We start from the raw sequence: 24,215 nt of genomic DNA, 5'->3' as shown, positions 1-24,215 counted from the left end.
ATAAGATGCCTTTTTCAAGGATATATAAGTTATATATTTCAACCGACCGGGAATACGTTAGAAAACTGAAAAACCTGCTTGGATTTGTTCCTGGGAATGTACATCTGTATAAGATGGCGTTCAGGCACAAGTCTGTCGCTGTGACAATCAAGGAGGGAGCCAAGAATAGCAATGAGCGCCTGGAATTTCTGGGTGACGCCGTTCTGGGATCTGTTGTCGCGGAATTGCTGTTTAAAAAATATCCATATAAGGATGAAGGCTTTCTGACTGAGATGCGTTCCAAAATTGTCAGCCGGGCCAATCTGAATCAGCTCTCGAGAAAATTGGGATTTAACGAGCTGATCCAGTTCGATGCGCGAATGATCAGTTTCCCAAATAAACAGGGGTCGTTACTTGGGGATGCATTCGAAGCCCTTATCGGTGCAGTATACCTGGATAAAGGCTATACGTTTACCAAGAACTTTTTGCTGAACCGCATTATCAAACCCCATGTTGATATCCAGCTTCTGGAACAGACAGAGACAAATTTCAAAAGTCGTTTAATTGAATGGTGCCAGCACACCGGCAAGGAAATCGTATTCCAGCAGACGGATAATCCGGAGGGAGAATCATCCAAGATGTTCAGCGTCGAAGCTGTGGTGGATGGTGTGGTATGTGGTCTGGGACGTGATTTCAATAAAAAGTCTGCGGAAAAACTCGCGGCTGAAAAAGCTTGCGAATTTCTAAAAATACTGGAAGTGGAATAAAGGTTTTTATTAACTTTGCCGGATATGGCAACAGTAAAACCTTCTTTGGCGAAAGGAACCCGTGATTTTTCGCCTTCCGAAATGATCAGGCGTAACTATATTTTTGACACGCTGAAACGTGTGTTTAAAAAATATGGCTACAACGAAATACAAACTCCTTCATTTGAAAACTTAACCACGCTAACCGGTAAATATGGCGATGAGGGGGATAAGCTAATCTTTAAAATTCTGAATTCGGGGGACTATCTGGCAAAGGCTCCGGACGCTCTTCTTCAGGAGAAAAACTCCAATAAACTCATTTCACACCTGTCGGAAAAAGCATTGCGGTACGATCTTACGGTGCCCTTCGCGCGTTTTGTCGTGATGCATCAAAATGATATCGCATTACCCTTTAAGCGTTTTCAGGTACAGCCGGTATGGCGTGCGGACCGCCCACAACGTGGAAGGTACCGTGAATTTTATCAATGTGATGTCGATGTGGTAGGATCGGAAAGCTTATTGAACGAAGCCGAGTTTATCCTAATCTATAGGGAAGCATTCGAACGCTTTGGATTAAAAGATTTCAACATCAAAATCAATAACCGGAAAATCCTGTCGGGAATAGCAGAGATTATAGGGAGGCCTGAGCTTATCGTAGATATGACCGTTGCGATTGATAAGCTGGATAAGATCGGATTGGACGGCGTGAATAAGGAATTGCTGGAAAGAGGATTTACAGCAGCTGATCTGGAAGTGCTAAAGCCGATCATTTTATTGGAAGGTTCAAATACAGAAAAGCTGGATGCACTAAGATCAATACTGGCAGATTCTTCTACGGGATTAAAAGGGGTGGCTGAAATTGAGGAGGTCTTTGACTATGTTGCCAAATTGGGCGGAGATGCCGAACTGTTGAGCCGTATCATTGATTTGGATATTACCTTAGCCAGAGGGCTTAACTACTATACCGGCTGTATTTTTGAGGTCAAGACCAACGAGGTTGCCATGGGCAGTATCGGCGGAGGTGGAAGGTATGATGATCTCACGGGGATGTTCGGTTTGAAAGGTCTCACGGGAGCTGGGATTTCATTCGGTGCCGATCGTATTTATGATGTGCTGGAAGAGCTGCAGTTGTTTCCAGAAAATCGGGCAGACTCGACCAAGCTATTGATTATCAATTTTGATAAAGGGCTGGAAGTACATACATTGCCGTTACTGAACAAGCTCCGTCAAGAAGGTATTGCTGCGGAGCTCTATGCTGCGCCGGTAAAACTGAAAAAGCAGATGGGTTATGCGGATGCCAAGGGAATCCCCTATGTATTACTGGTGGGAGATGAAGAAGTTAAGTCAGGGCAACTGTCGCTCAAAGACATGGAAAGTGGGGAGCAGATCCAAGTGACCGAAAGCGAGCTGATTCAAAAATTGCAATAGCAAAGTGTTTGTATAAAAATGTTTAAGCCAAATGATTATGATGTCCTTTGGCTTTTTTATTTTCATAAGTTTTTGATTTGTTTGATTGTGCCGTTCATTTATTTGCTACAAATTGCTATATACTTTAAATCAAATGTCTTAGAAGTGTCTTAAAGTATAAATAAAATTGATTTTTGGCAAAGGAAATTCGTCCAAAATTATTAGATTTGTCGTCTAGAATAGTAAGAAAATCAAAACTTTGAAATGAGTTCAACACCTATAACAAAAGAGACATATTTGGAGTGGTATAAGTCTATGTTACTTATGCGTAAGTTTGAAGAAAAAGCAGGTCAACTTTATGGACAGCAAAAGATTCGTGGTTTCTGTCACTTGTACATAGGACAGGAGGCTGTGGTCGCTGGTACGATGTCTGTGATCAGGCCTGAAGATTCTTTAATCACTGCTTATCGTGATCACGCTCATGCTTTGGCAAAAGGCGTTTCTGCAAATGCATGTATGGCCGAGCTATTCGGAAAGATTACAGGCTGTTCAAAAGGCAAAGGAGGTTCTATGCACTTCTTTTCCAAAGAGCATAAATTCATGGGTGGACACGGTATTGTCGGTGGTCAGATTCCATTGGGTGCAGGGATTGCATTTGCCGAGAAATATTTGGGCACAGATAACGTAAATATCTGTTATATGGGAGATGGAGCTGTACGTCAGGGTGCCTTCAATGAAACGCTTAATATGGCGATGTTGTGGAAGCTGCCGGTAATTTTTGTATGTGAAAATAACGGCTATGCTATGGGTACTTCTGTACAACGTACGACCAACATGCAGGACATCTACAAAATGGGATTGGGTTTTGACATGCCTTCTGCTCCGGTAGACGGTATGGATGTGGTTGCTGTACACAACGCGATGGATGAGGCCGTACAGCGTGCACGTGCGGGAGAAGGTCCGACGTTCCTTGAGATCCGTACTTATCGTTATAAAGGTCACTCGATGTCAGATCCTGCAAAGTATCGTACCAAAGAAGAACTGGAAGCCTACAAAGACCGCGATCCTTTATTGTCGACAAAACATGCTATTTTGGAAAACAACTATGCCGATGAAGCTTGGTTTGCTGAGGTGGAAGCTGGTGTGAAAAAGGTTGTTGAGGAGTCGGTTAAATTTGCAGAAGAATCTCCTTATCCGGAAGCAGACGAATTGTACAAAGATGTATATGTGCAACAAGACTATCCATTTATTTTAGATTAATACTCTTTAACTTGATAATATAACAAAGAATGGCTGAAGTAGTAAGAATGCCGAAAATGAGCGACACAATGACCGAAGGGGTCATCGCTAAATGGCACAAAAAAGTCGGTGATAAAGTAAATTCTGGTGACTTGGTAGCTGAAATCGAAACAGATAAAGCCACCATGGACTTTGAGTCTTACCAAGAAGGTACTCTTTTATATATAGGTCCTAAAGAAGGCGAGGCGGTTGCAATTGATGCTGTTATCGCTGTTTTAGGAGAACCAGGTGAGGATTTCCAGTCGTTACTGAATGATAGCGCTCCTGCAGCAGCAGAAAAGGCTCCGGAAAGTGCTGCAGAAGAGAAAACAGCGGAAGTCGCGGGGGCAGATGCTGCGTCAGCAAGTAATGTTAGTCCGGAAGACTTGGGCTGTACAGTCATTACAATGCCGTTGTTGAGTGATACCATGAAAGAAGGTGTGATCGCACAATGGAATTTTAAAGTTGGCGATACCATCAAATCGGATGATGCTATTGCTGATGTAGAAACGGATAAAGCGACAATGGAAGTGACTGCTTATGCAGACGGTACCTTGTTGTATATTGGGGTTGAAGCGGGTCAGGCGGCGAAGGTAAATGACATTATCGCCATTGTTGGCCCTGCTGGAACTGACATTACTCCATTGTTAAATCAAAAGTCTGCTCCTGCAAAAGCAGAAACAGCAGCAGCTCCGAAGGCAGAGGCAGCAGTGGCAGAATCTTCTGTTTCGGCATCTACCTCTTCGGATCAAAATGACGACGCCCGTGTTAAAGCATCACCTTTGGCGCGTAAAATAGCAAAAGAAAAAGGCATCAACTTGAGTGATATCAAAGGCTCGGCAGATGGTGGCCGCATCGTTAAGAAAGATGTCGAATCCTTCGTTCCGGCTGCAGCTAAACCGGCGGAAACGAAAGCGGCTGAGGCTCCGGCTAGTGAGACCAAAGCGATCACATTGCCTACTTATGTTGGCGAAGAACGTTACACGGAGAAACCTGTAAACCAAATGCGTAAAACAATCGCACGCCGTTTGTCTGAATCATTGTTTACAGCACCACATTTCTATCTGACCGTATCCATCGATATGGACAATGCCATGGCTGCACGTGCTCAGATCAATGAGGTAGCGCCGGTAAAAGTTTCATTTAATGATATCGTTGTGAAAGCAGTGGCGGTGGCCCTGAAAAAGCATCCTGCCGTTAACTCATCTTGGCAGGGAGATAAAATCCGCTTTAACGAACATACTAACATCGGTGTAGCAATGGCTGTTGAAGATGGTTTGTTGGTGCCTGTCGTTCGCTTTGCTGATGGCAAATCTTTATCTCACATCTCTGCTGAGGTGAAAGATTTCGCACAGAAAGCGAAAGCGAAGAAATTGCAACCTTCGGATTGGGAAGGATCTACATTCACTGTTTCCAATTTAGGTATGTTTGGTATTGACGAATTTACGTCGATTATCAACTCTCCGGATGGAGCCATCTTATCAGTAGGAGCTATTCAAGCTGTTCCTGTTGTAAAAAATGGTGCTGTGGTACCTGGTAATGTGATGAAAGTAACACTAGGTTGTGACCACCGTGTAGTGGATGGTGCAACAGGTGCTGCGTTTTTACAGACTTTAAAAGCTTTGGTGGAAAATCCAGTGAGATTATTGGCGTAATTCCTCAGGCAAGCAAATATTGGCCACTTTAGCAATAAAGTGGCTTTTTTTTGCCCTAAAATTCGTTTTTTTATACTAAATTCTTCATTTTAGCATTATTATCCTGAGACTGGATTCTTTGTTGAGAATCGGGATAAAAAACTGATCGTTCTGATCAGCAAAGACAGTAGCGGTCGACTAAATGTCGATATAAAACACAGCATTCCTGCAGTAGTGAGGGAGCGCAGATATAACAGAAAATAGAAAATCCGGGAGATACTTACGTGAAATTATTTTTTTTAAAGGGAATGGTAGCTCTTTTGTTGGCGTCTACAATCGCCTGTAGTTCAAAAGAGAAAAAGCAAAAAGAAGCCGCAATAGCGCAAGCAAAGATAGACAGTACAAGACTTGTTTACAATCCACAGGAAGCGGATCAGAGGATCGACGCTTTCATGAAAAACCTGCATACACGATCTGCATTTAATGGAAACGTGCTTATTGCCAAAGATGGCAAAATTCTCTATCAGAATACTTTCGGCTGGGCCAACTATTTAAAGAGAGATAGTTTAAAAATCGATGACAAGTTTGAACTGGCTTCTGTCTCCAAACCGCTTACCGCCGTCGGTGTTCTGAAATTGGTAGAGGCAGGAAAGCTGCGTCTCGATCAGACGATCAATGATTTTTATCCCGACTTTCCCTATCCGGGCATTACCGTTAAAATGTTGTTGACACATCGTTCGGGGCTGCCTAACTATGTATACTTTTCGGAGAAACATTGGCCCGATAGAAAGAAAGGCATGACTAATCAAGATGTGATGAAGATGCTCACCGAATTTAAACCCAATAGGTATGGTGCTCCCGGCGGCCGTTTTTTCTATAATAATTCCAATTTTATGGTGTTAGGAGCGATTATTGAAAAAGTGATGAAGCAGGATTATGCCACCTATATGAAGGATAGTGTCTTCAATGTTGCGGGAATGACAAACACCGCTGCATTATCTAAAGCTGTTTATGACAAGATCCCTACCAATGTGATTGGGCACGACAAGGTCTGGAGAAGGTCGGTAGTACAGAATTTTCAGGATGGGCCACTAGGCGATAAGGGGATATATAGTTCAGTACGTGATCTTTATCGTTTTGACCTGGCGCTCCGGGATGGACGCTTGTTGAAACAGTCGACTTTGGACTCGGCATATAGAGGATACCCAGATGCCAAAAAAGGTATTTTTAGCTACGGATACGGATGGCGTACTTTTGAACATGGAAGCGATCATATCGTCTATCATACGGGATGGTGGCACGGTTTTCGCCATATTTATGTACGGGATCTGAAACGAAATATTGTTATAGTCCTGCTTTCGAATATGACAAACGGCAGTTTGGTGAAATTGGACGAGCTATACAAAATATTGGGCATGCCCGTTTTACGGAAGAATGCATATAGCTCCCATGGTGATTTCATAATAGACGAATAAATTAAACATATAGTTAGGCGGATGAAAAAGACATTGATTTTAGGTGCAAGTACAAACCCTTCTAGGTATTCCTATAAAGCTGCGAATATGCTGCGCAGACATGGACATGATATCGTTAACATCGGCCTGAGCGGCGGGGAGGCAGCAGGTGTCCCCATTGAGAAGAAAAATAGAGTGTATACGGACATTGATACGGTGACCATGTATCTAAGCGAGCGAAATCAGGAAGAGTACTACGACTATATTTTGGCGACCAAGCCGAGGCGTATTATCTTTAATCCCGGAGCTGAAAACCCGGAGCTGGAGCAATTGGCGATGGAGAATGGTATTAAAACGGAAAGAGCCTGTACTCTGGTTTTATTGAGTACAGGGCAATTTTAATTTTTCGATTTCTGCAGCAGTTCGTCAGACAGGTATTTTGTGATAAAATAGTTCGTCAATCCGACGGTGTTGCTGTCTAGATTCAAGCTGGAGACCTTGATCTCACAATGCTCTTTTAGTATCGCCATGGTGTAGGAATTGATGGCTTGTTGTATAGGTATGGTAATCAATTCATTTGCTTTGGCTATCTTGCCACCCAGGACGATCAATTCAGGATTGAGTAGCTGAATGAGTGAAGCAAATGCTTTTCCCAAATTTGTGCCTAACTTTGAAATTTGGTTAATGGCAAATTGATCTCCTTTGTGAGCGGCCTCAATGATATGCGAGGGTGTTAAATGATCCAGCTCTTCTTTTTTAAGTTCATTTAACTTGGTGAGTTCACCATGCTGAATTTCCTGTTTGGCATTATTGACCAGTGCTATCCCTGAAGCTACAGTTTCAAGACACCCTCTTTTTCCACAATAGCAGAGTTCGCCATTATCGATAAAAGGCATGTGGCCTACTTCGCCGGAGTAACCGTCTCTGCCCAGGTACACCTCTCCATTAGAGACTATCCCCAGACCAATACCCCAGTCCATCAGTATGATCAGGCTATTTCGGGTGTTCTTCGCTAATCCAAATTTTAGTTCAGCATAGGCTGCCCCTTTCACGTCGTTTAGTATATATACTGGTTTTTTATACTTTTCTTCAAAATAGGCCGTAATGGATTGATTATCGTCATGTAAAAATGTCTCATTGGTGCCCAATTCCGCATTGATCAAGCCGGGCATACTAATAATAATGCCCGTCAGGTTGTCCATATCTATCGATCTGTCCACAATATATTGGTCAATAATCTGCCTGATGTCATTAAGGTTGTCGGCATTACGGGAAAGTTCGTTGTCCAGTTCAACCGTTTCGGCAATGCTGTTTTGATTGTTGTCCATGACACTCAGGGTGATAGAAAAGCGCTGTAGCTCAATGCACAACACCTGAAACAGTCCGTCGCACAAGCGGTAGAGATTGGGCTTGCGGCCGCCAATGGATTCCCCTTTATCGAATTGGCGGATAATGTTATCATCCAATAGTTCAGCAATGAGGCTATTGACTGTCGGAAGGCTTAAAAAAAGATTTTTTACAATGTCGTTTACTGATACAGATCCTAATTCGGCTATTAATTTTATAATAGAAATTTTATTGAGCAAATTCTTCTTCTCGGGTTTGCTTTCCAATTTCTTGTTAATCAGTAGGTTTACGGCTTTTGTCATAAAACATATATTTTGAATTAGAATCCCAGGTCGTTAATTTAATAAAAGTTTTGGATTTCGCCGGCTAACAAGGTGCTTTTTAACAAAACGGGGATAAGATGCCTTATCCCCGTTTTGTTGCAGCCCTGGAGATTATTTGAGTCTTTTAACCCGTATATCTTTGAAGAATACTTCTGTTCCATGCCCCAAGAAGCCGATATGACCGCTTGTGCGTTTTAGGCCGGGGTGTTTTTTTCCATCCAAGGTTCCGTTTTTGCTTGCTTCAGCGATATCAGCATCAACGATAACGGTGCCGTTCAACGTCACTTTCACGCGGTTGCCTTTCACATAGATTTCCTCGGAATTCCATTCGCCAAGTGGTTTTAAGTGACCTTTTTTGGCGGTCACCACACCGTAAATTGAACCGTGGTACTGATAGGGTTTTAGATCCTTATATACGTCAGCTCCATCGTCAAGTACCTGTATCTCCATGGCTTCGTACGCAGCATCTCCTTCCAGAGGTGCACGGATACCTACACCATTATTGGCACCCGGTGTCAATTTGAAGTCAAAGCGGTAGATAAAGTCTGCATATTCTTCTTTTGTGTAGAGGTTGCCACCAAATTTAGCATTCGGATAGACCCATATATAGCCTTCGTCATTGACTACATATGCTTTATTTTCTGTCCATTTATCCAGATTGGTGCCATCAAACAGAACCTCAAACCCGTCCTTTCTTTCTTGCTCGCTTAATTTAAAAATCTGTTTTCTCGGAAATTCCTTGATGTAAAGATCTCGATAATAAACGACTGATCCGTGGGCTTGCAGCTCAATCTGTTCCGTTGGGAAAATGGATTGATTCCGGTCCCAGTAATTTTCGAGGGGAACATTGTCCGTGACGAGCTGACCGTTTAGCCAGACGCTGACTTTATCATCCAGCATTTTTATTTTGAAAGTGTTCCATTCGCCAGTGGCATTATCCGCAACCTTGAGGGGTTTGCTTTCATTTTTTTGATTGTTATATAACCCGCCAGAGCCAACTTGGGCACCTACTCTTGTATTGGCAATATCCCAGATTTGTACTTGTGGAGTACCTCTCAAATAGATTCCGGCATCACCCTCTACACCACCATAGTTTTCCAATTTCCAGTCGACAAGCATTTCAAAGTCTCCATACTGTTTGACGGTGGCGAGATTATCTCCTTTGCCGTTGAAAACGATCTCACCATTGGAGACTGACCAGCCCTTTCGCATGATTTCATCTGCTTTGGCCTGTTCGGCGGCCAGTGTCTTCGCATTCATTTTACTTCTTTTTATCGGATCTGCGACCAGTCCCTTCCAACCGGTAAGATCTTTGCCATTGAAAAGCGACACATAACCTTCTTTGGCTGGCATTTCGGATAGATAGCGAACCACTGCTTCTTTGAGATAACCGCTTTCACTGCCAGACAATTTGCCGATCACCTGTTCCAGTACTTCTCTGACTTTGCTTCCGTAATGCTTATTGTCCATAGCAATGTTCATGGCCGTATTGGCTGCGGCTTCGCCAAGCTGCGGATCATTCATGTTGTTGGCAGCAAAAATGAACGCCTGATAAGTACCTGTCGGCTGCAGCGCTGTGAGCGCAGCTTTCTTTTGTTCTGCCGTCTTGGCGACACTAAATGCGTCCCGGAGTAAAAGTGTTTTCTGGTCGGGCGTATTTGCTGAAGAGGAAATAGATTTAATCAGTCCCCTATAGACGGTGTTGAATAAATTGGCGTCTGTTTCTGTTCTGGACAATGATACAAGTTCCGGTAATGTGTTGGCCGTTGACCAGTTTGCCAAAGAGACAATAGCTGCGGACCTTAAGTCTGGATTGTTGCTGCTGACATAGTTCTTGACAGCCTGCAGCGACTGATCGTCTCCCAGACCGGCAAAAATAGGGAAATATTTACCTGCGCCCGGAGCCGCCGATTTGGAGATATTTGCAGCAAGTTTTCCGGTCAGAGATTTCGCATTGTTACTTGACTGGATGACATTGACAATTGCTTTCTGTAATAATCCTGCGGCTTTTGCATCGTTGGTACTGTTCAGTCTATTGAAGAGCTCTTCCAGATCCGATTCTTGTGCCACGTTTGGCACGGCTTTATAAATAGCTTCTTCTACAGCTGGATTTGTTGTTTTTATGGCTAATACTGCCTTAGACGACGCATTGTTGGATCGTTTGCTCAGAATATCGAGCAATTGAATTTTTTTATTGTCATCAACAGTCGCAAGTGCATTGTTGACCTCACTGATGGCATTCGCATCCTTTGAAGAAAGGATAAGCGCCTTGACTGAACTGTTGAATTCCTGGTCTGTATCAAGCGCCTGTATCAAGGTGTTGGTTTCCTTGCCCTGTGAGAGCGTGTGTATCGCATTTAAGCCGGCGAGCTTCGTGGCGGGGGATGTTGTCTTAGCGACCAACGCCTGTATCTGGTTTAGGCTGGCCGCCGAACCATTGTGCGCCAAGTAGTTCAATACACTTTCCTGTACGTCCGGGCTAGCCTTACTAGCGAGTGACAGCAGGCTTTTTGCATCTCCGCCATTGCCGTATTTTCCGAGCAATTGTAGTGCAAGATTACGGTAGGCGCCGTTGTCACTTTTTACAGCGGTCAATAAATTTTTTTTCTGCTTTTTAGAATCAATAGCGGCTAACAGTTTTAGAGACGCAAACTGCCCGTTGACGGATTTTGCTTTTTGTGATTCCTGGAAAAATTTATTCAGGAATTTAACCGCTTCCTTTTCGTGCTGATTATCGATCAATGACTGTGCATAATCAATACCCAGTCCTACCGCATCGAATTTGTCGTAGCCATAGGCTGCGTCGTCTAATTTATGTTCAAATAGAGACGCAGAAGCTGTTCCGCCGATCTTACTTAGGGCGATCAGGGCAGTACGCTGGAAGCTATCTGAATTATATTTCTGGGTGAGCTCCAAAATAGTGTTTTCGGTGCTTTTAACTTTTAAGTCGCCAAGAGCAGTGACAATAGCGATAGCGGTCTTTTCTGTAGCGGAAGTGGACAGTGCTTTTTCTAAGGCAGCAGCAGATTCATTGCTGCCTATGGAAACGAGCGTTCTTGCGGCGGCATCTGCCAGATAATCGTTGGTAAGGCAATTTGCGACAGCGGGGATAGCCGAATTGTCAGCACATTGACGTAATAGACGTAATGCAAACACCTGGTTTGTGGGTTCGCTGAGCTGCGACAGTGCTTTAGCAAGCCCTTCGACAAATACTCTTTTTTGCTGTTCCTTTCCAGGTTGGTTCACATAGAAGGAATAGCTGTTGGCAGCAAATTCAATTGGCGCGTTGTTGCTGCCGGGGGCTTTTAGCCCTTTTAAGAAAGCGACAATATCGTCGGATGTAAATCCTTCTAGCTCATGCATGGCCAGCAGAAATTTTTCTTTTTCTTCAGCGGGTTGCTGGGCTAAAACATCAGCTATTTTTGTGGCTGTGGTTCTATTTTGTGGCTGCTGGGCGTAGGAAGCTCCTGAGATGAGGAGCAAAACGGCCAGCGAGTTAAATATCTTTTTCATCTGGTTATTTTTTCATTTGTCGGCTCACGGGAGCGCGATATAGATATTGTTTGTCTTTTTACCTGAATTATAATGGTTAGATGGACCAAGGACCTCGCATTGGTTGATCGATTAACCGGTTTGCTGCATCATCATCGATAAACTGCTCTTTTTGGGAGTCGTATTTTAATGATCTATTCAGCCGTAGTGCAGCTAATCCCATATTGACAAGTGTGCAGGAACGGTGTCCATTTATTTCATTCAGTGCAAATTTTTCCCGTGTTCGTACGGATTCCAGAAAGTCGGTAATTTGCGGAGCTGGTTCGGGATATTGTGCAAGCTTTCGTTCGAGATCAGGGATATCCGATTTAAATCCTCGATATAATTTCCCGTTCGGCCCCTCGATATAAGCGGCTTTTTCATCTTTAGCCTCTCCGTCCAGGATGATCTGGCATCCGTCGGCATACGTAAATGTAATTCGTCTCCAGGTTCCGACGGCGTCAGGGTGCTGCTGGGGGGCGTCCACGTCTACGCTGACAGGGCTCTCGTTATCTTTTCCAAGAAAATATTGAACAGGGTCCATATAGTGCTGGCCCATATCTCCTAATCCACCGCCATCATAATCCCAATAGCCTCTAAAGGTAGTATGTACGCGGTGCTTGTTGTATGGTTTATACGGGGCCGGACCTAACCAGAAATCATAATCCAGTTCAGCAGGAACCTGCTCCTCCGGCAGATTTTCTTTGCCTACCCAGTAGAATTTCCAGTCGAAACCCGTATGCTTACTGATGGTCACCTTTAGTGGCCAGCCCAACATGCCCGTGTCAACAAGTTTTTTGATTTTGCTGACCGGTACATTCATTCCATAAAAATCATCTTTGAAGCGAAACCAGGTGTTCAGGCGAAACATGTTGCCATGTTGTGCGATTGCTTCTTTCACCTTTTTTCCTTCGCCGATAGTCCGTGTCATCGGCTTTTCACACCAAATGTCTTTACCCGCTTTTGCTGCTTCAATGGACATCAGGCCGTGCCAATGCGGTGGAGTTGCAATGTGGACAATATCCACTTCTGGTGATTTAATGAGCTCCCGAAAATCATGATATTCTGTTACGCCACCCCCAAGGTCTCTTTGAGCTGCTGCAAGATGAGTTTTGTCTACGTCACAGATGGCTACTGTTTTCGTACCTGCGTAACCGAAGTGTCCACGTCCCATATTACCGACGCCAATTACGCCTTTGGTTAGATGATCGCTTGGAGCAAGATATCCTTGGCCCCCAAGTACAAAGCGTGGTACAATAGAAAATGCCGCAGCACCTATTGCTGATTTTTTAATGAAATCACGCCTCGACGAATTCTTTTCTTTCATGTTGGTTGGATTAGTTGTTTTATAATTGATCCATCATAGCATTATAGGCTATCACAAATAACTGCATTGGATATTGATTCTAAAAATAAGTAAAAAACTGATAAAAGTAAATTGATAACTAAAATTTTACTCATTCTATCTGTTTCTTTTGTTAAAAAATAACAAAAGAATGATACTAAACCTATTTATTTCCTGTGTTGACTTTGCATTTCCTGATTTAAGCCAATATTTTGATACAGAATTGTTACAGGACGGGCTGTTTTGCTGAGATGCTTTTGTATAAGGTTCTCTGAATGATCCGCTGGATTTCCACTCAATCGTTTTCGTAAAACGAGCTTGGTAATGGCCGAATAATCCAGCATCTTTATGGCTGTCTTTAAAAGATAAATAACCATTAAAATGAAGCGAAGAGTTCTGCTTTCCATTATTTATACTTTAGTTCTATATCTCAGTGCAGCTTTAAGCCAAGTCAAGGTGGCACCGCTTGGCAGGACGATTTATGAGGGAATCTTTACAGGCAATGGCCTGTTGGGAACCATGACCTATGTATCGGACCAGAATTCATTGCGAATTGATATTGGCCGAACAGATGTTTACGATCATCGTCCTCATTCTGCCGATAAGTTGTTTGACAAGGCCCGTATGTCATTGGGACATTTTAAACTGGATTTCGGAACTGCGATCCTCGGAGCTGAGGGCGATATTTATCTGCAAGAGGCGTTTGCCGATGCGAAAGTTGAGACAGATAGGGGAAGTGTCAGTGTGAGGACGACTACGCTTTCCGAAGATAATATTATCGTCGTGGAGGTATTCGGAAAGAATTTTAAAGGTCAGCATACACTACTGTGGGTGCCGGATTCGGCCATCAGTCCGCGCATGAAATTTTCCTATACGCAAAAGCCGACGCATTATGTTCCCAATCCAAGGGGGGCCCAGGGCCAACGGGGCGATGTAAAGTACTTTGACCAGCCGTTGACTGCAGGTGGAGGATATACAACGGCCTATCGGCGATGGACATCCGGAGATGTGGATACCTATGTGATCACAGTAGGCTATAGTCAAAAGGGACAAGATTATACAGCCAAAGCAATTGATTATCTTGGAAACTTTGACCGCCGGAACATTGCATCAGCGCTTAAAGTACATCGGCAATGGTGGGCCGACTACTATAAGGCCTCTACGTTGCGCTTGCCGGATGCCAACTATCAGCGATTCTATGATATGCAATTATATAAGTTGGCCAGTGCGACCCGTGCCGACAAACCCGCGATAGATCTACAGGGTCCATGGACCAGTCCTACACCATGGCCTGCTTATTGGCATAATCTAAATATTCAGCTTACCTATTCGCCGGTCTTTAAAGCGAATCAGCTCGGTATTGCCAAGTCCTTGATCCAGATGGTCGACCGCAATCGAGAAAATCTCCGGCTCAACGTCCCCGAACCGTATCGTCATAACAGTATTGCACTAGGCCGGTCTTCTGCTCCGGATCTTCGGAGTCCGGTCGCGTTGCAGAAGAATGTTTCCCTGGACGGAGTGCCCTACGAAAAAAAAGAATTAGGCAATCTACTATGGCTTTTGCATAGCTACTATCTCTATTACAGAGCGACGATGTCTTCGGAGGTCTATGACCGTCTGTTTCCCCTGTTAAAATCGGCGGTCAACTATCATCTGCATTTATTGGAAAAAGATCATGCCGGTAAATACTATATCAGTGTCAAAACGTATTCGCCGGAATACTCGAAAGGATTTGCTTACAATACAAATTATGACCTTTCTATTCTTCGATGGGGATTGAAAGCTCTTTTGGATTTAGATAACGAACGGGGAGGCAGAGACAGTCTACATGGCATGTGGAAGGATGTGCTCACCCATTTAATAGCATATCCACAGGATGAAAATGGCTTTATGATCGCTACCAATGTTCCCTACGCAGAGTCACACCGCCATTATTCGCATCTGATGATGATCTATCCCTTTTATGATGTGAATTGGGATCAGCATGAAAACAGGGCGCTTATTGAACGGTCTGTTGCTCATTGGCAGAGCAAAAAGCAATGGCTTCAGGGCTATTCATTTTCGGGTGCGGCATCGATGTATGCCATGATGGGAAAAGGAGATGCTGCACTCGCATCGCTCGATACACTATTAAACCGGTATGTCAAGCCAAATACCTTATATGCAGAATCAGGACCTGTGATCGAAACTCCTCTGGCGGCGATGGCGAGTATTCAGGAATTGTGCATGCAGCACTGGAACGGCGTGTTACGTATATTTCCAGCTGTACCTACAACATGGCGGGAACTGTCGTTTATCAATTTTTTGGCTGATGGCGGAAATTTAGTATCCGCAAATCGACGGAACGGAAAGACTGAACGTGTTCAGATAAAAAGTCAGTATGGAGGCACTGTCGTTTTGAAAGTAGACTTACAGGATCCTATTGTAAAACTGGATCGTAAAGGTCAGTACACGATACAGGAAAATGGCTTCATTCGACTGAATCTGAGCAAGGGCACTACCGCATTTATTTACGAACGGAAATAACCGACCAAACGTAATCATTGATTAAAAGGAATATATAATGAAATTAAGAACGCAATTTTTGATGATGCTGTGGACGGCTTTGGGAACAAGCACAATGGTCCATGGTCAGGTAGTAAAACCGAAGCTATCCAAAGGATTTATTCAGCAGCAGCTTGATGGAGCTGCCAAACAGATCAAGGTACTGGCGGAGCAGACGCCGGCGGACAAATTTCCAAAGACTTTTGAGCATAACAAGGAAGTTTTCTCCTCATCGAGCTGGTGGTGTTCGGGTTTCTATCCGGGAACATTGCTCTACCTGTACGAGGGGACCAAAGATCAGGATCTTTTGAAAAAGGCGGAGGAGAAACTGACCTATCTTGAAAAAGAAAAGAATAATAAAGGAACACACGATTTGGGTTTTATGCTGTTCTGCAGTTTTGGCAATGCCCTCAGGATAACCGGCAACACGGCGAAATACGAACCTGTACTAACCACGGGAGCAGGCTCATTGGCATCGCGTTATAATCCGCAGACGAAAACCATCCGTTCCTGGGATCATGGGGCGTGGCAATATCCCGTGATTATAGATAATATGATGAACTTGGAGTTCCTGACACAGGTATCTAAATTGACCGGTGATAAAAAATATTACGATATTGCTGTCGCCCATGCTGAAACGACATTAAAAAATCATTTCCGCAAAGATTATAGTTCGTATCATGTCATTGACTATGACAAAAATACCGGTAAGGTCATCGGCAAGAAAACACATCAGGGTGCATTTGATGAGTCTGCCTGGGCAAGGGGACAGGGCTGGGCCTTGTACGGCTATACCATGATGTACCGTGAGACGGGGAAAAAGGAGTTTTTGGAACAGGCTCAGCATATAGCTCAATATATTTTAAACAACCCCAATCTACCTTCCGATCTCATTCCTTACTGGGACTTTGATAAGGATAAGATCGCAGCGTCGGATAAGATGTATCCCAATAAAGATCTACGGGATGTATCCGCAGCGGCTTTGTACGCTTCGGCTTTCCTTGAACTTTCTCAATATAGCCAAGGGAGCGAATCTGAAAATTACTTTGCAAAGGCCGAAACCATCATTAAAAACTTAGCTAAGGCGCCTTATCTGGCAGCGTATGGCCAAAATGGCGGATACATTCTCCAGCACAGTGTCGGCGCACTTCCGTTGAACTCCGAAGTGGATGTGCCGCTTACTTATGCTGATTATTATTATGTGGAGGCTCTGGTACGCTATCAGCGTCTACTGGCCGGCGAACCCATGATCAAGGAACTGGCAAAATAAATGAGAGCCGGAGCTGCTGGCTTTTGAGCAACTTGCGGCTCCGGCTTTTTTACTCGATTAATCCCGACGTAGCGTCTCTTCCGATGGATTGTATCCAAACTGTTTTTTAAACTCCCTACTGAAATACTTTCGCTCAGAGAATCCCACCGCGTAAGCCACTTCACTAATATTCATGGAGGTTTTTAAAAGTTCCTTCGCCTTCTTTAGTCGATAGATTTTGACATAATTATTGATCGAAAGATTGGTTATGGCCCTCAGTTTTCGGTAAAGTACCGGTGCGCTCATTCCCATCTGTCGGGAGATAAAGCTGACATCGAAATTATCCGACTGCATGTTTTCTTCGATCAGCTGATCTAATGATGCGATGAACTGTTGGTCAAGATCATTGTCGAACTCCACTTCTTGAAGCTGGAATTCGTGGCTTTTTTTGTTGCTGACTGCGATCAGATTCTGCACGGACAGGAAAAGCTGTTTATTGTCATAAGGCTTGGTCAGATAGATATTTGCACCATGCTCCAGTGCGTGGAGCTTTGAGTCACTGTCTGTCACCGCAGTCAACAAAATAAAAGGAATATGGCTGGTGGCAATATTGGTTTTTATAGCCCGGCACAGCTCGGCTCCGTTCATATATGGCATCATGAGATCCGATAGAATGAGGTCAGGGATAAATTCCAGCGCTTTTGCCAGCGCATCTTCGCCATCTGTCGCTGTGATCACATTGTAGGTCTCCTGAAACAAGCTGACGACAGTCTCCAGGAGTTCACGATTGTCTTCCGCAACGAGTATGGTTCGCTGTAATGAGTTGCTAAAATCGACCTGGCTTGTCGCTGTTGGTTCAGGCTCCCCCTCCGAAACGTCATCAGCGGCCGGATGCAGTCCTGTGCCCGATTGTTTGGGCAGCTGCACTGTAAACACCGTCCATTGCCCTTTTTCATCGTTTACTCTGGAGCAACTGACTTCTCCCTGATGTTGCTGCACGATCTGTTTAGTCAATGCCAGCCCGATCCCCGTGCCGATGGTATCATGAGCCTGCTCTTCCCGATAATACTCCTCAAATATTTTGAACTGGTTGTCGGTCGCAATTCCCATTCCGTTGTCCACGACATTGATGGTGATGCTACTTTGGTTGTCAATCAACTCGAGGTAGACTGTGCCGTACTCGGGGGTATATTTAATCGCATTCGATAGTAGATTGAACATAACTTTGTCGAACTGGGTGGCATCGATGGACTGGAGGCCGACAGTGTCCAGCTGGCGGATGTAATAATTGATATGTTTAGTCTGGGCGAGATCATTCAACAGGTAAAAGGTGTCTTCAATGTATTCGCGTAAAGGAATCTCGTTTTTTTTCAATATAAAGTATTTGTCATCAAATTTTTTAAAATCGAGCAGTTCATTTACGACACCGAGTAATTTACTGGCGTTCTTCTTGATCCGTTTGACTTTGGATTGCGTAGTGGACAAGTTTGCCGTTTCTGAAATGATTTCATCCAGTGGAGCTGTAATCAACGTCAGCGGGGTGCGAATTTCGTGTGAGATCTGGGTGAAAAATTTGATTTTCTTTTCATGTTCGCGCTCAGAATTGAGCAACATCTGCCGTTCGACGATAAATTTGATGACGAGATGTACTGCTAACGTAAATATCAGAGCATAGAGCAGATAAGCCCACCAGGTTCTCCAGAGCGGTGGGCTGATATCAAATTCTATCCGCAGGGGAGTGCTGCTCCAAATGCCATCGTTGTTGCTGGCATAAACAGTAAGCGTATGCCGGCCTTCAGGAATATTGGTATATCTTACGCTCGGAGCGGTAGTTTCTATCCACTCTTTGTCGAAACCTTCGAGTTTATAGCGGTATCTATTTTTCTGTGGTTTAAGGAAGTTGGAACTTGAAAAGTTAACCGTGATGAAATTTTCGTCGTAACGCAGCTGTAATCTATAGCTGTTTTGTTGTTTGCCCTGTTCGATGCGGCGGTAGTCCAAGGGGGTCTCTTCGAGTAAGATGTTGCGAAAAAGCACATCCGGCTTAGTTTGATTAATGGCGATTTTTCGGGTATCAATAGCGACCAGACCATTCAGTGTGGTTACGAAGAGCAGTCCCTCTTTGCTGGCAAAGGCTTTTGCACCCAGCATATTCTTGACCGGCAGGCCATCATGCTGGTTAAATGTAGCGCTATATTTAGTCTCGGGCCTGTACCAGATCAGCCCATTTTTGCTGGTCAGCCAAAGCTGGTCATTTACTATAACAGGCCAGCCCAGGGCATTGTTGTGGAAATGTGCCATGGCTTTTAGTCCATCACGTTCGTTAAACCGATATAAATTATCGTTCGAGGTCAACCAGATATCGCCATCTGGGCATACATAAAATCCGCTTACCGGCACCGTATCCAGCTGCCGTACGGGTCGGATTTTCCAATTGTCCGGCTTCTTACAGTAGAGGGTGCCGTTCTGCAGAAAATAAATCTGCTGTTTATTATCTGCCTGTATATCGTCAATAGTTGTTGTACTTAATTCCGATACGGGTTTGGCAGGCTTTCCGGCTTCGGCGACATAGAGCCCCTTATTTGTCCCCAAATAAATGCAGTGCTGAGGATCAACATAGATGCTATAAATATTGTTTTTTAGATTTAGCAGGTCTTTGTCGAGATAAAAATGTTGTTTATTGCCTGTACGGATGTCAATAATTGAATAGCCTCCGCTATATTGCGCTACATATAACCTGTCGTCTCTGACGTATAGATCTTTGATCAAGTTGGAGCGTGTCAGATTCGTCAGATGGGACGTCATACCTGTGTTTTTATCAATTCGGTTAATGCCTTCCTCTTCGGTACCGATCCAGTACGCATTGTCGGATTCGGCGAAGCTTCCGGTGATATCACTACTTAAACGTTGGCTAAGCAACGAACGGGTTGAATAGTTTTTAATCGGAATCAGATCAGGGTAGACGGCGTTGATTCCTCCAAAGTATGTTCCTATCCATGTTATTTTTTGACGGTCGATAAAGATATCATAGATAGAATTCTGACTTAGAGAGTTTTTTATCGAGGTATTGTGTTTATAGTTTATAAATCGGGGCGATCCATTATAGACCGAGAGGCCTTTCAGGGTTCCTATTAAGAGTTCTCCGTTTTCATTAGGCACGATTTTCCGGATATTGTTGCTGAGCAGGTTGCTGTTGTTTTCCCTGATGTTGTTCCATTTTTTGCTCGCAAGGCTGTATTGAAATAGGCCATGAAGCTTTGTTCCGACCCAGAGCACGTTTTGGTGGAAGCACATCGTACCAAAAATGCGTTCCTTTTGGGGGAGGATTGGTAGACCGAGATTTTGGACGTCTCTTGGCTGATAGTTTTGTATAGAGAACGATTCTATGCCATTGAAGCTGGAGACGATATAAGTATTAGGCGAAGTCTGAACAATGGACTGTACACGTGGACGATTGAGGACGAGCTTAAAACTGTACGTTCCAGAACTTGGAATGGCGACATATATTCCTTGTTCTGTGCAGAGAAATATCTGGCCGGAGAGCAACTGTATATCGTGGACAATGAGTTTTTCGGCAATGGGCCTTCCCTTTTTTAGTACAGCATTCCTTTTATCGATATTGAAAATGAATAGTTGTGTCGCTGTCGCGATAAAAAGGTCATTACGGCTTGTTACGCAGATTTTATTTATATAATCAACGTTTTTAAAGATGCTGTCCTGTACACGCAGGTTCGTGATAGTCTGCGAATCATAGACAAATAAATTCGATCCGCCTCCAAACCAGAGCTTTCCGTTTTTATCTTGAGAAATGCTTAGAACTGCCTGTTTATCCAGTACGTTATCTTGAGTCAATGTTTCAAAGCTTAAACTTTGGGCGAAAGAACTTAGGTAAGTGCACATGGTCAATAAATAAATTAGAAAGCCACAGTGCTTTATAGCTGGAAAATTCATAGATAGAACTGGTTTACGGCCCTAATTTAAGATTTTACCCCCTAATATTTATAAATATCACCCTATTAAATACTTGGTCTTCATCAACTTTGATCCAGTTAAACAACCAATTTCAATTATAAAACTAATATCCTAAAGTATGGCTAAGTTTTACAAAATGGGGCTGTCGGCTATGATGTTATTTACTGTTGGTGCCACCATGGCGCAGCAGAAAATTTCGGTATCAGGTCGGATTACAGACAGTCAAGGAATACCCTTAGTGGGTGTAACTATTCGGGAACAGGGCTCAACCCTTTCTACCTCGACAAGTGGATCTGGCAGTTATACCTTAACGGTTAACCCAGATGCAACACTGATTATTTCCTATGTGGGCTATCAGAATCAGGAGGTAGCCGTCAACAGGCGCAACGTGGTGAATGTGACGATGGAAGGCGCTAGTTCGGCTATTGATGAAGTCGTCGTTGTGGGATACGGGACTCAGAAAAAGGGAAAATTATTAGGTTCGGTAGCGACTATTGATGGAAAAAAGCTGGAGAGTAGAGCCGTAACAAATGTATCTTCAGCGCTCTCAGGCCTTGCGGCTGGGGTGCAGGTCAAAGTCGGCAATGGTAAGCCAGGAAGTGATGGAGCAACGATTCGGGTACGAGGTACAGGTACTATGAATAATAATGATGCTCTTGTCATTATCGACGGTATTCAGGGAGTAATGGATGCAGTAAATCCCGAAGATATCGAAACAATATCTGTATTAAAAGATGCTTCATCTGCAGCAATATATGGTGCGCGGGCAGCAAATGGTGTCATATTAATTACAACAAAGAAAGGAAAGGGGGGGCAGGCCCCGCAGATAAAATACTCAGGTTTGTTTTCCCGGACGACACCGAGTATCAAACCTGTTTTTCAAAGTGATTATCTGAAACATATGCTTTTGTTCCAAGAGGCAGCTGAAAACATTGGCGAAAAAGGTCCCTACACCCAAAGCGCTATTGACGCTTGGACAGCGGCTAACGCAGATCCAAATGGATTGACTGCGCAAGGTATACCAAATTATGTTGCTTATCCGAATACAAATTGGGGTGACTGGATTTATGAAGATGGCTGGCTCAAAAGTCATAATATAAGTGTGTTGGGTGGAAGTGATAAAATCCGATATAATTTATCCGGAAGAATACAGGATAATCCTGGTATTATGCATAATACCGGCATGAAAAGGTATGAAGGACGGGTCAATTTAGAAACAGATATAACGGACTTTCTAACCGTTGGTACACAGACTTTTGTTGTTAAAGAAGATCGTTCTATGGCTTCGGACGCCAACCTATACAATTATTTGCGTCAAACTACCCCCGGAATTTATCCGATGTATGATGGAAAATTTGGAGGTGCAGTGTTGAGCTCAGGCGAATCCTCACAGTTAAATAACTTACTGACCTATCTTTATGATAACAAAGGAAGTGATGAACGTACGCGTTTGAACTCGACGTTGTTTGCCAATATTAAACTTTGGAAGGGTTTAACTTTCGAGACCAAATTTAACTATCAGAGCCGCTTTGATGAAGTAAAAAGTTGGTCAGACCCAGCACCACGGTATGATTTTTCTACAATGAATATTATCACCAGCCCGATTAATCTTGCGCAGTTGACTACCGGGCAATCATATGAAAAAATTTATAGAAAATCTTTTGATAACGTGTTGCGTTATAATACGAATATAGATAAACATTCGATTAGTGCCCTGGTTGGCCATAATGAATTTTATTATAACGATTCAGGATTTAGTGCTTCTACAAAGGGTTTAATAGATGTCTCCATTACAAATGTTGGTACTGGGACAGAAATGAACAGCATTGGAGGATTCGAATCAGACAACTCAATGCGTTCTTTTTTCGGACGCTTTAGCTATGACTATGATGGAAAATATTTAGCAGAATTTAGTTTACGTCGCGATGGTTCGTCAAAATTTGGCCTTGGTAAGAAATATGGTACTTTTCCGTCTGTTTCGCTAGGGTATATATTGTCTAAGGAATCATTTATGAATGTAGTAAATCCTTATGTGCAAGATATTAAAATTCGTGGATCGTGGGGAAGACTGGGTAATGATGGTGGGGATGACCTAAACGTATATGGATGGCACGGTGTATATGGGCAGGTCGGTTACTCTTTCAATGGAGCGCAGGCTAATGGTCTTAGGTTGTCTCGATTTGGAAATAATGTGTTGCAATGGGAAGATTCTGAAAACAAAGAATTGGGTTTAGAATTTGCCACTTTAAATCGACGTGCATTTGTGGAGTTTAATTTATATGATCGTAAAACTTCAAACATCATTCGGACGGCGCAAATGCCGATTACGGCGGGTACAGCTAGCCCTCCTTATTATAACCAAGCTTCTATGCGTAACAATGGTATTGAGCTCAATTTGAATTGGCGGGATAAGATTGGAGATTTCCATTATAATATAGGGGGTAACTTCGCATATAATAAAAACAGGGTTACAGAATACGAAGGTAAGTTGATACAAGGAATGGTAGACGATGGATCCGGAAAAATGGTTTGGCAAACTAACTTAGGAGATGTATCGACTGGAGGGATAAATCGTAGGCTCGAAGGTTATCGCTTAGATGAGTTCTATCTGCGCCAAGTTTACAAGGGTAATGGAACTTATTTTAATGCAGATGGCTCTGTTAATATCAATGGCGGGCCAACAACGGGCATGATCCGGACGGATAAGGATTACGAATGGGCAAAGGCAATGAAAGCTGCGGGCTATTCCTTTTTATCTTCCTCACAAGCTATCGGTGACAACTATGGAACGACGAGAATGTATTATGGCGATTTGATTTATGCTGATTTAAACGGGGATGGTATTTACGGAAATACTGCAGATCAATATTTTACAGGTACTTCTACAAGTCCTAAATACATTTATGGTTTCAATTTAGGCTTTTCCTATAAAGGGTTTGATATGTCTATGATTTGGGCGGGAGAGGCAGGGGGTCAGTATTATTGGACTGACCACGGGTATAATAGCAATATTTTAATAAGTGGAAACCAAGTAACAACGCGAGTAGCGGAAAACCATTATTTCTATAATCCGGCCGCTCCAGATGATCCACGCACTAATCAAAATGGATATCTCCCTAGATTAAAATTAGGTACATCTGCTGAAAATATAAATAATCAATCAAGTGATTATTGGTTGTATAATGCAAATTTCTTGAAGCTTAGAAATCTACAAGTGGGTTATACAGTTGACAAAAGGTTAACTGAAAAAATCAAAGTGCGCAGTTTAAGGGTGTTTTTTTCCGGAGAGAATCTGCTGATGTTGACTGATTTTCCTGGATTAGATCCTGAAGTTGGTTCTGGAGCAGAATATCCAACAATGAAGCAATTTGCATTTGGTTTGAATATTGGATTCTAAAAAAGAGAG

The 24,215-nt window shown here is 43.3% G+C and carries 13 protein-coding genes; 9 read left to right on the top strand and 4 right to left on the bottom strand.

The window, feature by feature from the left end:
* Positions 1 to 5: 5 nt before the first annotated feature.
* The 6 genes from rnc to K7A41_RS03615 all read left to right on the top strand — a co-directional run bounded on the left by rnc (position 6) and on the right by K7A41_RS03615 (position 6,900).
* Positions 6 to 746 carry a ribonuclease III gene (gene rnc, locus K7A41_RS03640; RefSeq protein ID WP_028070663.1) on the top strand — a complete coding sequence of 247 codons (741 nt, stop codon included), beginning with the start codon at positions 6 to 8 and terminating at the stop codon, positions 744 to 746.
* Positions 747 to 770: 24 nt separating this feature from the next.
* The gene (gene hisS, locus K7A41_RS03635; RefSeq protein WP_265712648.1) at positions 771 to 2,153 is read left to right on the top strand and encodes a histidine--tRNA ligase; all 1,383 of its coding nucleotides are present in this window, start codon (positions 771 to 773) and stop codon (positions 2,151 to 2,153) included.
* A gap of 243 nt (positions 2,154 to 2,396) precedes the next feature.
* On the top strand, positions 2,397 to 3,392 hold the full coding sequence (gene pdhA, locus K7A41_RS03630) for a pyruvate dehydrogenase (acetyl-transferring) E1 component subunit alpha (protein ID WP_028070661.1): 996 nt from the start codon (positions 2,397 to 2,399) through the stop codon (positions 3,390 to 3,392).
* A gap of 29 nt (positions 3,393 to 3,421) precedes the next feature.
* The gene (locus K7A41_RS03625; protein WP_265712647.1) at positions 3,422 to 5,065 is read left to right on the top strand and encodes a pyruvate dehydrogenase complex dihydrolipoamide acetyltransferase; all 1,644 of its coding nucleotides are present in this window, start codon (positions 3,422 to 3,424) and stop codon (positions 5,063 to 5,065) included.
* A 263-nt stretch (positions 5,066 to 5,328) separates the two neighbouring features.
* Positions 5,329 to 6,519, top strand: a complete 1,191-nt coding sequence (locus tag K7A41_RS03620) for a serine hydrolase domain-containing protein (protein WP_028070659.1) — start codon at positions 5,329 to 5,331, stop codon at positions 6,517 to 6,519.
* A gap of 21 nt (positions 6,520 to 6,540) precedes the next feature.
* A complete protein-coding gene (locus tag K7A41_RS03615) occupies positions 6,541 to 6,900 on the top strand; it encodes a CoA-binding protein (RefSeq protein WP_028070658.1) in 360 nt (119 codons plus the stop codon).
* Here K7A41_RS03615 and K7A41_RS03610 read toward each other — a convergent pair.
* The 3 genes from K7A41_RS03610 to K7A41_RS03600 all read right to left on the bottom strand — a co-directional run bounded on the left by K7A41_RS03610 (position 6,897) and on the right by K7A41_RS03600 (position 13,026).
* Positions 6,897 to 8,147 carry an ROK family protein gene (locus tag K7A41_RS03610; RefSeq protein WP_265712646.1) on the bottom strand — a complete coding sequence of 417 codons (1,251 nt, stop codon included), beginning with the start codon at positions 8,145 to 8,147 and terminating at the stop codon, positions 6,897 to 6,899. The genes K7A41_RS03615 and K7A41_RS03610 overlap by 4 nt on opposite strands.
* 132 nt (positions 8,148 to 8,279) lie before the next feature.
* On the bottom strand, positions 8,280 to 11,681 hold the full coding sequence (locus K7A41_RS03605; protein WP_265712645.1) for a family 16 glycoside hydrolase: 3,402 nt from the start codon (positions 11,679 to 11,681) through the stop codon (positions 8,280 to 8,282).
* A gap of 76 nt (positions 11,682 to 11,757) precedes the next feature.
* The gene (locus tag K7A41_RS03600) at positions 11,758 to 13,026 is read right to left on the bottom strand and encodes a Gfo/Idh/MocA family oxidoreductase (RefSeq protein ID WP_028070656.1); all 1,269 of its coding nucleotides are present in this window, start codon (positions 13,024 to 13,026) and stop codon (positions 11,758 to 11,760) included.
* 399 nt (positions 13,027 to 13,425) lie between these two features.
* Here K7A41_RS03600 and K7A41_RS03595 point away from each other — a divergent pair, with 399 nt between their 5' ends.
* Positions 13,426 to 15,570, top strand: a complete 2,145-nt coding sequence (locus tag K7A41_RS03595; protein ID WP_265712644.1) for a glycosyl hydrolase family 95 catalytic domain-containing protein — start codon at positions 13,426 to 13,428, stop codon at positions 15,568 to 15,570.
* 37 nt (positions 15,571 to 15,607) lie between these two features.
* Positions 15,608 to 16,858, top strand: coding sequence for a glycoside hydrolase family 88 protein (locus K7A41_RS03590; protein ID WP_265712643.1), 1,251 nt, complete (start codon positions 15,608 to 15,610; stop codon positions 16,856 to 16,858).
* A gap of 57 nt (positions 16,859 to 16,915) precedes the next feature.
* Here the strand turns inward: K7A41_RS03590 and K7A41_RS03585 are convergent, their stop codons facing one another.
* Positions 16,916 to 20,788 carry a response regulator gene (locus K7A41_RS03585; protein ID WP_265712641.1) on the bottom strand — a complete coding sequence of 1,291 codons (3,873 nt, stop codon included), beginning with the start codon at positions 20,786 to 20,788 and terminating at the stop codon, positions 16,916 to 16,918.
* Positions 20,789 to 20,927: 139 nt separating this feature from the next.
* Here K7A41_RS03585 and K7A41_RS03580 point away from each other — a divergent pair, with 139 nt between their 5' ends.
* Positions 20,928 to 24,206: a SusC/RagA family TonB-linked outer membrane protein gene (locus K7A41_RS03580; RefSeq protein ID WP_265712640.1), complete on the top strand. Its 3,279-nt coding sequence runs from the start codon at positions 20,928 to 20,930 to the stop codon at positions 24,204 to 24,206.
* Positions 24,207 to 24,215: the final 9 nt, after the last annotated feature.

Source organism: Sphingobacterium sp. InxBP1 (assembly GCF_026191775.1).
GTDB lineage: Bacteria > Bacteroidota > Bacteroidia > Sphingobacteriales > Sphingobacteriaceae > Sphingobacterium > Sphingobacterium thalpophilum.
Note: the sequence above shows the minus strand (reverse complement) of the source record. Positions and strands in the feature narration are given on the sequence as shown.